Raw genomic sequence first — 6,671 nt, 5'->3', positions numbered from 1 at the left:
ACCTGCAGGTGCTCCATAGAACTTGAACTTATAGCAACTCTGTTCCTGGGTTAACGCACTCCTGGTCCAGTGGCAGAGTTCTACCGTGGAGTGGTTGTAGATTCCGTAACCAGCCCTCATGAGCTTAGCCTTAGCCTCATCGCTAATCCTGAGTTTAACCCTACCACCAACCTCGCCAATAACGTGGTACTTCAACTGCTCCTTAATTAATTGAGTAGTACGCTCCATTTACGTCACAATTAAGACCGGTACTTTAAATATAAACTTTTGGTCGAAGTTAAACAACACCGCCTACCCGTCTCCAAAGCCTAACGTACCAATCAGGCAAGCCCAAATCCTCAACCCTAACAGACCTATCAGGCGTGTAGGGCTTAATATCGAGGACCGGCGTGCCATCGAATAGGTCAAGCCCAGAAACCCTAAGGAACCTACCATCCCTACCGACGAGCCTAACCACACTAAGCCCTATCGGGTTTGGCCTATGCGGGGAATCTGTGGCGAAAACACCGACCTCAGGTAACTCACTGGGCTCAACGCCGAACATTGTAAGTCTCCTAGGCCTAACAACAAGCACCCCTCGCTGCTCCCTAATGACGCCATGCAACAGTGATACTAGTATTAGGTGGGAAAAGCCATCAATGCCCCTGAGACCGTCAATATACTCCTCAAAGACCTCAACAACCCCCTCAACCCCTGTTAACGACCTCCTAACAAAATCATCACTATATCCATGCCTAACCACACCAATAGGTCTAAGGAACAGGCCGTTGTCGAAGACCACGAAGTACCTGGATAACTCCATGTAGGACTCATTATCCCTAAGCAATTCCATCACCAAGTCCTTCAATAGCCCCTTCTCCTTGACATCCCTGAGGAACTCCTTGAAGTTCACAGGCTTCCTCCTTAATGCGTCATTATTAATATTATGACTGCTTGTTGATTAGAATTGAAATAAGGAAAAATTTAAAAAGGAAATATGGTAATAGTGTATGATGTCAACAGAAAAAATTGGAAAATTGAAACATAAAATCGCGTTAATTATCACCCTCGCAGCACTAGCCCTAAGTGTGCTGGCGCTCGCCGACGTCATTTACTACTACAGGGGCGTAATAACGGCTCAAGTCTCGCCACCACCAATATCATTCTTCCAGGGACCGAATGGTTATGCACCACCTTACGTCGTAGCTACACCAACATCGACTGGGTTTAACCTGGTGATTCAGATAACGAACGCCTCATATGCATACTACTACGAGGTACTTGGGCTATATGCCTACAGTTGGTGTTGGCTTTATGTAACCAATGTAACCGCAACCCCCGCATTAATAAGTAATTTATGGTTATACATACAAACACCACAAAACCAGACATACTGCATATTGCCGGTGATTTACCAATCAGCACCAATACCGTTACCAATGTCGACCTATCAATCGTGCACGCCGGGTTATTGGAAGACCCACACGACAGTACCACCATGGTCATCGCAATACCCACCAAGCGAGACCTTAAGTTCAGTATTCACTGCAGTAAACACCTACTGCCCAAAATTAAGCAGTTACACCCTACTACAGGCCCTAAGCTTCCCAAGCCAAGGACCGTATAGCAAAAGTGAATACTGCGGTAAGGTTGAGCTACTGCTATTCCAAGCCGTGGCTGCCCTTGAGAACTCATTAACAATGAACTACCCATTAACACCATCCCAGGTAATAACCATGGTGAACAACGCAATAAGTAGCAATAACGTAACTACGGTTACGAACCTACAGAGTTACCTAAACAATTTAAATGAGGAGTGCTCACCTGGAACGGTATACCCATCAATAAGCCCAACGAGTAGTTGTGTGTTACAACCAGGTACTACGTACTATATATCAGTCCTCGTACAACCAATAACGTCACTACAGATTGGACAGAGTGAGAAAATAAGCTTTTACCTGGCATGAAATGTAGTAGGCAACGAATCAATACCATTACCGCCAGTAGGTGGATAGGCATCTTTCAATTTCTATCAAAATTAAAAATATTATTTTTACATCATTATTAAAAATAGGAAATAATGGAAAGAAAAATTTAAAAAGGAGAACACAAGTGATAAAGTTCGGTATGAGGAGCCCTAAGATGAGGAGGTATGCGGTGATAATAGCGATGGCGTTAATGCTAGCAAGCGTGGTAGCACTTGCTGACGTGATATACTACTACAAGGGCGTCATAACAGCCCAAGTCACTACACCGCCGTTAGTATTCTACAGCGAAGGCTTCCCATACACATTAAACAGTTATTTTAGTGGTTACGTAAACTTCACGGCACTATCCACAGGAACAGGGTTCACAGCAAAAATAAATCTAACCAATGCTTACTACGCATACTTCTACCACGCGCTCGGCCTAGTGGTTAATACGCCGGGTTGGTTATACGTAACTAATGTGACGACAAGCGGTAACAATATAATAATTGGTAACATGACAATTATAGTACAGGATCCACACGATAATATAATGTGTATCTTCCAGGTGATCAGCAATGGTCAACCCATAACTAACCCACCCACGGTATGCCCCTTAAGCACCGGACCATACTTCATATCAGTACTAGTCCAACCAGTCAATCCCTTAAGCGCAAGCCTGAGCGAGACCGTGACACTATACTTTGGCTACAACGTTGTAAGCAATGCAACAGTGCCTCTACCGCTGACTTAGTGGTTGATGGGAATTAGGCGGTAAGAGATGACCCCTTTAAAATTATTCATTATTTTTTCATTAATCCTTACGGTAATAGCATTGGTCGTTGTTTACGGCGCTATTCAATACGCCTCAAGCGTTCACCCAGCCACCATGACCGTGGTTCCCTATGTCGATGTTGAGGGCGTTAATGTTACTGGTGGGGGCTTAATAATTAAGTTAGTCGTTGTTAATTCCACGGGTAACTTAACCGTAACGGGCGGTTACGCAGAGATCATCGGGACCGGGCAATCATCGCCGCTGAGGGTTGTTGGTCCATTGACCCTGGAAGGGACCTACACATTGCTGCCTCAGTACGTGAGTATGAGTACGATAGGTATTAGGGGGTTGGTTAGTGGTACGTTCTATGGGGACCCCATGTACATAGGCTTCTACCTGGTCGCGCCAATACATGTCGTTATAAACGTGGGTGTTGGTGATGTAACTTACAGTAATTGCCTGCTGAACTTGACCCTGACATACTCAACACCAATACCAATATTGATAAATGGAGCCACAAACGTTACCCTGGTCGATGATTCTGAGTCGCAGTTTGTATTTTTCATGATTGGTAATTTACCACTACATGTATTGCTAATGCCTGGTGTTAACGCTACAAGTATAATGATTAATGCCGAGGAGTTACCTAATGTGCATGTGTTTCAGTGTTCATTGGTTAGTGGGCATATGTACACGCTTTATTTACCGATAACCGTGACGTACATATACCCAACCACGAATGTGACGGCACAGTTAACGTTATATAGGGTTTTCACTGTTGGTGGTTAATGTGAGGCTTGAGGTCATTATACAATTATTAATTGCCCTGGCATTCGTACTTACCTGGATCTTCGTGCCATTTTGGTCATTGGTCTCTAATATATACGTACAGAAACTAACACCGCTTGGCTTCTCAATAGCCTTCCTTGGTAGTAACTACTTTCTATTTGTACCCAATGCGCTGGCGGCCTTTATCTACGCTATAGTCTCGGCAGTGATACCACTTGTGTGGAGGAGTAGTAGGTATTCGCTGTACCTATCGCTCTTCACACTATCGTTGGCTGCCATGTTGCTTGCAACAGTATTTATATTTCAATCCAGGTACCTGTATTATGGGGGAGACTCGATAATACCTACAGCTACTGGGTATATGTACATAAGGATTCCCTATAGGACATACTTCAATGCTCCGTTGTATTTATTCGCCGTATTATTTGCTGTAACGGCGTTGAACGCAACCACGAGGGCGCGGTGGATAGAGGTTAGGAAACCATCATTGATTGAGGAGGTCTTGACTATGGTTAGGGTTAAGGACCCCATTAGTGCCATCAGGATGGCGTTGGGTAGGTTAGGTATTCAGTATTCCGTTATCAATGATTCATTGGTTATAGGGGACTTGGCAATAATAATGGGCGGTGTTGAGAAAGGGAAACTGAAAGATGTTAAGGAGTACATATTATTCACGGATAAAAACTCCATATATTTTGATGACTCCTCAATAACAGAACTGAGCATTGAGCAGGGAATCCTACTTGCACTAGCAAAAGCCTTAATTAAGGGTAAGCCAGGTAGGATTGAGGTGGTTGAGTATGCGTAGGTCATTGCTTGTCTTCGTAATCATCACCCTACTACTGATACCAACGCTGGTAATCTCCAGCGTAACTTATTACAAGAACGTTAAGATAATAGCCAGCATAACTCAACAACCCATAATACCCGAAAGACCACCCAACGCATCCTACATTAACGGTTTTACCGTAAGCCCAACCGGCGTGAATATTGATGTTTCATTAAATAGTTCGCAGATTAAGTACATTAATAATCAAGGTGTCGTGGATATAACATTGATGGAGTTAAAGGTACTTAAGGAGGGCAGGATAACGTTTAAGCTGAACACGCCGGGATATGTTAACGTAACAATGATGATATACAGTAGTAATGGTTCATTAATTGGAGTATATCCCAACAATGGCGCCATTACGTTGAGCCCCGGCAATTACTTGATTATTGAGGAAGTGAGTTTCCCAGGTATTCCAAGCATTAATAGCACTGATACTAGTTTTAGATTTGAAATAGGCGGTAACTACGTATTTATCGTTAATGGTGTATGGCTAATTTATAGTATCAATGAGTCAATAGAGATTAAGTAAATTAATGCTGTAGTATATTTATACGTTCTACTCTCTTTATTTTAAGTAATATGTTTATAAATGCCCCTTTATTCTTCGAAAAATATTCTATTTTAATTGTAAAACTTAAGACATAGTTTGTTTGGTAATAGAAATGTTTAAATACTAGGAGTAGAAAGTAACCCTAGGATGAGAACTCTGTTCACGATAATGTTCCTGGTGATGATAGCCCTTACAATCATTGTTCTTACTGGCTCAGCTCAACAGTTCAGGCCGAAGTACCTATTTAGGGTCTCGATCACTGTCACAAACGCCTCGTACATATATTACTACCACGTTGCGGAGATTACAGTGTCAAAACCCGAGACGCTGACCCTTGTTAGTGTTGAGTATAGTGGGGAGTTGATTAATAATGCGTGGGTTTATGTGGAGAATCAATGGGGGCAATACGTGGCTATTATGCATGTAATCGCCAATGGAAAGGCATGCAGTAGGGAGCAGACAATAACCCTTGAGCCGGGGAATTACTACATCTCAGTGCTGGTACAACCCAATGCACCAGTTCACTACGGGGAAAACGCGACAATAACCCTGGACTTCCTACCCCTCAATAAATAAAAAGCAGGTCAATGCGGAAAACCATGAGTAATATTGAGTGGCGAGTACGTGAATAAATTAAAGAGGAGGGCCATGAATTTACTGAGGGTAAGCGAGGCCATTGATGATGTGGACTTGGCAATGTTCTTCGTGGATCAGGGGATACAGCTATACGTAAAGGCTGTGCATTACGAAATCTTCGGCGTGAAAATTAGGGGTCACGGGATTAGGGAGTTATTGGGTTTATTATCAAAGGAACTTGAGACGCACGGCTTTATTAATGAAGCTCAATAAATCAGAAGCTTCGTCATTAGTAATAGGGATGTCTTGGTCATGCTTGAGGAGGCCTATATCGAGGCGAGGTATGGCGATGTGAGCTACGGCGCTGATGATTTAAGCAAGGCCATAAATGTGGCTAGGGAGTTGGTGAAGTTGTTGGATGGGGTGGTTAGGAGTGTCAAGTTGGGTTAGGTACCACTTCGAACACTTAAGGAGGTGGCGTGAGTATGCAAGTGCCATAGCAAGGGCTGCTAGGGATTTGGTGCCCAATGCCAGGGTTTACGTAATTGGTGGTGTGGCTGAGGACAGGACTACCGTACTTAGCGACATAGACATACTAATAATTATTCCAGACACGGTGAGTGCTAACAGGAGGAGACTTTATGTCGATATTATGGTCAGGGCAATGGATCTGTATGGGCTTCCCTGGGACGCCCCAGTGGAGTTGCACATAGTCGGTGAGGGTGAGGCGAGGGATTACCTTGAGCATTCAAGGCGTGCGATAGAAATAGAATAGGTACATAACCTTTAACTACCACGAGAGTTTGTAGAAATCAATGCAGTATGGGTACTTCGAGCAATTCGGTGAGGGGACTGCTAGGATGTATAGGTTCATAGAGGTCGCCCTCCAATGGGTCTACTCATTGACGGCTAATACCATTAAGGGCATCGTTGATAGCCCAGCCAAGGTGCTCGAGATAGGTCCTGGCACGGGTGTCTTAGCCAATAAGCTCAGTAAACTTGGTTATTACGTGGTTGGTGTAGATGTTAGTTTGGCGATGCTAAGGAGGGCGCAGGGTAGGTTTTGGAGACCTGACTTCGTGAATGGGAGTAGCTGGGCTTTACCGATTGGTTATAGGAGGTTTGATGCCGCGGTGGCTGTCTTCACACTCCATCATTGGGGTGACCATGACCTATCCATGAGTAATGTCGTGAAATCCCTAA

9 protein-coding genes and 2 pseudogenes are annotated in these 6,671 nt (G+C 43.9%); 9 read left to right on the top strand and 2 right to left on the bottom strand.

The features are described from left to right. Together B7L70_RS11575 and tsaA are read right to left on the bottom strand one after the other, a co-directional pair. Positions 1-228: pseudogene (locus B7L70_RS11575) on the bottom strand (4-demethylwyosine synthase TYW1); the annotation flags it as partial. Positions 229-277: 49 nt separating this feature from the next. After that, a complete protein-coding gene (gene tsaA, locus B7L70_RS11570; RefSeq protein WP_081228326.1) occupies positions 278-892 on the bottom strand; it encodes a tRNA (N6-threonylcarbamoyladenosine(37)-N6)-methyltransferase TrmO in 615 nt (204 codons plus the stop codon). Positions 893-992: 100 nt separating this feature from the next. On the opposite strand from tsaA, the gene B7L70_RS11565 reads away from it, so the two are divergent. From B7L70_RS11565 to B7L70_RS11525, 9 genes and pseudogenes are all read left to right on the top strand, one after another. Next, positions 993-1,946 carry a hypothetical protein gene (locus B7L70_RS11565; protein ID WP_081228325.1) on the top strand — a complete coding sequence of 318 codons (954 nt, stop codon included), beginning with the start codon at positions 993-995 and terminating at the stop codon, positions 1,944-1,946. A 160-nt stretch (positions 1,947-2,106) separates the two neighbouring features. Continuing rightward, entirely contained in the window at positions 2,107-2,700 is a 594-nt protein-coding gene (locus B7L70_RS11560; RefSeq protein ID WP_143701644.1) for a hypothetical protein, read from the top strand. 81 nt (positions 2,701-2,781) lie between these two features. Next, positions 2,782-3,510, top strand: coding sequence for a hypothetical protein (locus tag B7L70_RS11555; protein ID WP_081228323.1), 729 nt, complete (start codon positions 2,782-2,784; stop codon positions 3,508-3,510). A gap of 1 nt (position 3,511) precedes the next feature. Continuing rightward, complete coding sequence (locus tag B7L70_RS11550; protein ID WP_081228322.1) at positions 3,512-4,318, top strand: hypothetical protein; 807 nt, start codon at positions 3,512-3,514, stop codon at positions 4,316-4,318. Next, complete coding sequence (locus B7L70_RS11545) at positions 4,311-4,871, top strand: hypothetical protein (RefSeq protein WP_081228321.1); 561 nt, start codon at positions 4,311-4,313, stop codon at positions 4,869-4,871. Before B7L70_RS11550 ends, B7L70_RS11545 begins: the two co-directional genes overlap by 8 nt. Before the next feature lie 168 nt (positions 4,872-5,039). Further along, entirely contained in the window at positions 5,040-5,468 is a 429-nt protein-coding gene (locus tag B7L70_RS11540) for a hypothetical protein (protein WP_081228320.1), read from the top strand. 72 nt (positions 5,469-5,540) lie between these two features. Further along, positions 5,541-5,918 (top strand): annotated as a pseudogene (locus B7L70_RS11535) (HEPN domain-containing protein). Beyond that, positions 5,902-6,243: a nucleotidyltransferase domain-containing protein gene (locus B7L70_RS11530; RefSeq protein ID WP_081228327.1), complete on the top strand. Its 342-nt coding sequence runs from the start codon at positions 5,902-5,904 to the stop codon at positions 6,241-6,243. Before B7L70_RS11535 ends, B7L70_RS11530 begins: the two are co-directional and overlap by 17 nt. A gap of 40 nt (positions 6,244-6,283) precedes the next feature. Then, positions 6,284-6,671, top strand: a 388-nt coding sequence (locus B7L70_RS11525; RefSeq protein WP_081228319.1) for a class I SAM-dependent methyltransferase, incomplete at its 3' end; no start/stop codon positions are given.

The sequence above is a fragment of the Vulcanisaeta sp. EB80 genome (genome assembly GCF_002078205.2).
The sequence above is the reverse complement of the archived record's forward strand: the minus strand, read 5'-3'. Positions and strand labels throughout refer to the sequence as shown.

Bases quoted from the DNA above. Each gene is read 5' to 3' on its own strand.
- B7L70_RS11565 (WP_081228325.1), top strand. From the start codon at position 993: ATGTCAACAGAAAAAATTGGAAAATTGAAACATAAAATCGCGTTAATT.
- B7L70_RS11560 (WP_143701644.1), top strand. From the start codon at position 2,107: ATGAGGAGCCCTAAGATGAGGAGGTATGCGGTGATAATAGCGATGGCG.
- B7L70_RS11545 (WP_081228321.1), top strand. From the start codon at position 4,311: ATGCGTAGGTCATTGCTTGTCTTCGTAATCATCACCCTACTACTGATA.
- B7L70_RS11540 (WP_081228320.1), top strand. From the start codon at position 5,040: ATGAGAACTCTGTTCACGATAATGTTCCTGGTGATGATAGCCCTTACA.